General features: G+C 66.8%; 1 protein-coding gene. It reads left to right on the top strand.

Features of this window, described 5'->3' with window-relative positions:
* The coding region (locus tag IB257_RS31430) for a VCBS domain-containing protein (protein WP_192493338.1) at positions 1 to 343 on the top strand (343 nt) is incomplete at both ends.

Here is a 343-nt window from a genome sequence, read left to right on the forward strand (position 1 = left end):
GCGCCGATGCCGGCAACGTCAGCATCGCCGAGAACGCCACGCAGCCGGTCACCGGCGAACTGACCGTCTCCGCACCGGAAGGCCTGGCCACCGTCAAGATCGGCAACGTCACCCTCACCGTGGCCGACCTGCAGGCGCTGGGCACCACCCCGGTCGTCGTCAACGGCACCGAAGGCAAGCTCACGCTGACTGGCTACGACCCGGCCACCGGCAAGATCACCTATAGCTACCAGCAGGATGGGACGGCCAAGAACCACACCGCCGGCGACGACTCCGTCACCGACAAGTTCACCGTCACCGTCACCGATGCGGCCAACCAGGTCAAGTCCGACGACCTGGTCGT

This window comes from Achromobacter sp. ACM03, from assembly GCF_014851665.1.
Lineage (GTDB): Bacteria > Pseudomonadota > Gammaproteobacteria > Burkholderiales > Burkholderiaceae_B > Achromobacter > Achromobacter aegrifaciens.